The sequence below is a fragment of the Escherichia sp. 94.0001 genome (assembly GCF_013369155.2).
GTDB classification, from domain to species: Bacteria; Pseudomonadota; Gammaproteobacteria; order Enterobacterales; family Enterobacteriaceae; genus Escherichia; species Escherichia coli_F.
The window spans coordinates 1-2965 of sequence record NZ_JABWMS020000136.1; the positions used below are offsets into that span (position 1 = coordinate 1).

The window sequence follows — 2965 nt, forward strand, 5'->3', positions numbered from 1 at the left end:
ACGCGATAATGGAAACGTTATTACCAAACGTTAATACGTCTGAAGGTTGTTTTGATATTGGTGTTCTGCTCAGTAACCGGGAGTTTACTGAAGATGCCATTAAGATGAGAAAATATGAACCTTATCTTCTCAATGATAATTCCATACTTTCCAGAATTGCCCTTCTTGAACTTGGTATTATCGGAGAACAGCAGTGACTTCAGCGTTTGCACTGGTGATGACCGTTTTTCTTATAACGGGTGAGCCACAAAATGTGATTACCGGAATTTATGACAGTAAGTCATCCTGCATTCAGGTAAGGGACGAACAAAAAATCCCCGGTGAATGCCTCCCGTTAAAAAAAGTATCGCTGTACCTGAATAACGAAACACCGGATGGATAACCCGCCAGCCATATTAACGCCATACCAACGGATTAAAAATGCCAGCAATGGCAGGGATTCGTTCACCCTGAAATCTGTAATGAGGTTAAAACACAATGAGTAAAATCTTTATTTGCGCTGCTATTCCTGACGAACAGGCCATAAAAGAAGATAGCGCTGTTGCGGTGGCCACTGCCATTGAAGCCGGTGATGAGCGTCGCGCACGCGCAAAATTTCACTGGCAATTTCTGGAGCAATTCCCGGCAGCTCAGGACTGCGCTTATAAATTTATTGTCTGCGAGGATAAACCCGGAATACCCCGCCCTGCCCTCGATTCCTGGGATACCGAATATATGCAGGAAAACCGCTGGGATGAGGAGTCTGCGTCCTTTGTCCCGGTCGAACCCGAATCCGATCCGATGAACGTCACTTTTGACAATCTGGCCCCTGAAGTACAGAACGCCGTCATGGTTAAGTTCGACGCATGTGAAAACATCACTGTTGATATGGTGATTAGCGCTCAGGAATTGTTGCAGGAAGACATGGCAACATTCGACGGTCATATCGTTGAAGCGTTGATGAAAATGCCAGAAGTTAACGCCATGTATCCGGAGCTTAAGCTGCATGCCATCGGGTGGGTTAAGCATAAATGTAAACCTGCTGCTAAATGGCCCGAAATTCAGGCAGAGATGCGCATCTGGAAAAAACGTCGCGAAAGTGAACGCAAGGAAACCGGGAAATACACATCTGTCGTTGATATCGCCCGTTCCAGAGTAAACCAACAGAACACTGAAAACGCTGCTGAAAAAACCGGGGCTGTCACTGTTGCCGTTCGCCGCGAATACAAACAGACATGGAAAACACTCGACAATGAACTGGCCTGCGCCCTCTGGCCCGGTGATGTGGATGCAGGAAACATTGACGGTACCATCCATCGCTGGGCGACAAATGAGGTTATCGACAAGGATCGCGAAGACTGGAAGCGTATCTCAGCATCAATGCGCAAACAGCCCGAAGCACTTGCCTATGACCGTCAGACTATTTTTGGCCTTGTTCGCGAACGTCCGATCGATATTCACAAAGATCCCGTTGCACTGAACAAATATATCAGTGAATACCTGACGACAAAGGGCGTGTTTGAACATGAAGAAACAGACCAGAGCTCTGCTGATGCTCTCCAGCCGCCAGCAGCACAAACTGCTCCAGTGGAGACGGCAGAATCCGATACTCAAAAAAATGAAATCCTGGTGGAAGCTGAACCATCTGTAGAGCGTGAAGGACCATTTTATTTCGTCTTTACCGATAAGGGCGGGGAAAAATACGGCAGGGCAAACAAACTTTCTGGTCTGGACAGGGCGCTGGCTGCCGGCGGAACCGAAATCTCAAAAGAAGAATATTTTGCCCTAAAAAATGGCACATACACGGGCTTACCGCAAAATGTGGATAGCACTGAAGATTCCGAACAACCAGAGCCGGTAAAAGTTACCGCTGACGAAGTAAACAAAATTATGCAGGCAGCCAATATCAGCCAGCCTGACGCCGATAAATTACTTGCTGCATCACGTGGTGAATTTGTTGAAGGGATTAGCGACCCGAATGATTCGAAATGGGTGAAAGGGATCCAGAATCGCGACGCTGAGAACCAGAATCAGCCCGGCGTGAAACAAAATGAGCCAGAAGCGGAACAAAACAGCCCGGATACGCAACAAAACGGGCCAGAAGAGCAACAACCAGAACCAGCAGTGCAACAGGAACTGGAAAAAGTTTGCAGCGCATGCGGTCAGACCGGTGGCGGCAACTGTCCTGACTATGGTGCGGTGATGGGGAACGCAACCTACCAGGAAACATTCGATGAAGAGAATCAGACTGAAGCTCAGGAAAATGATCCGGAGGAAATGGAAGGCACTGAACATCTGCACAAGGAGAACACTGGCAGCGATCAGTATCACGCCAGCGATAATAAAACTGGCGAGACAGCAAATCCCTTAATTAAAGTGAACGGTCATCACGAAATCACATCCACCAGCAGGTTGTGGCACCATCTGATGATTGACCTTGAAACAATGGGAAAAAATCCTGATGCGCCAATAAACGCTATAGCCGGTAAGTTTTTTGATCCGGCAACCGGAGAGATGGGGCCAGAATTCAGCAAAACTATCGATCTGGAAACCGCAGGCGGGGTCATCGATCGGGACACCATTAAGTGGTGGCTGAAACAGTCACGCGAAGCACAATCCGCCATTCTGACCGATGAAATCCCGTTGGATGATGCACTGCTGCAACTACGGGAATTTATCGACGAAAACTCCGGTGAATTTTTTGTTCAGGTCTGGGGTAACGGTGCAACTTTCGACAACGTGATTTTACGCCGTTCATATGAACGGCAGGGGATCCCCTGCCCGTGGCGCTGCTACAACGATCGTGATGTACGAACAATGGTCGCCCTGGGACTGGTGATGGATTTCGATGCCAGAAGTGCCATCGCATTCGAAGGTGAACGCCATAACGCCCTGCACGATGCGCGTTACCAGGCGAAATACGTTTCAGCCATCTGGCAAAAACTGATCCCGAGTCAGGCTGATTTTTAATGTTCAACCGTCGCCA

3 protein-coding genes are annotated in these 2965 nt (G+C 48.4%); all 3 read left to right on the forward strand.

Annotation, left to right across the window (positions count from 1 at the left end):
• Positions 1-8 precede the first annotated feature (8 nt).
• Positions 9-197: a cell division inhibition protein DicB gene (dicB, locus tag HEN33_RS24505; protein WP_000449172.1), complete on the forward strand. Its 189-nt coding sequence runs from the start codon at positions 9-11 to the stop codon at positions 195-197.
• Positions 194-382, forward strand: a complete 189-nt coding sequence (locus tag HEN33_RS24510) for a DUF1482 family protein (RefSeq protein ID WP_176262886.1) — start codon at positions 194-196, stop codon at positions 380-382. Before dicB ends, HEN33_RS24510 begins: the two co-directional genes overlap by 4 nt.
• Before the next feature lie 95 nt (positions 383-477).
• Positions 478-2949: an exonuclease gene (locus tag HEN33_RS24515; protein ID WP_176262885.1), complete on the forward strand. Its 2472-nt coding sequence runs from the start codon at positions 478-480 to the stop codon at positions 2947-2949.
• Positions 2950-2965 lie beyond the last annotated feature (16 nt).

Excerpts from the sequence above, each read along its gene's own strand:
- dicB (WP_000449172.1), top strand. The coding sequence starts at position 9 with ATGGAAACGTTATTACCAAACGTTAATACGTCTGAAGGTTGTTTTGAT.
- HEN33_RS24515 (WP_176262885.1), top strand. The coding sequence starts at position 478 with ATGAGTAAAATCTTTATTTGCGCTGCTATTCCTGACGAACAGGCCATA.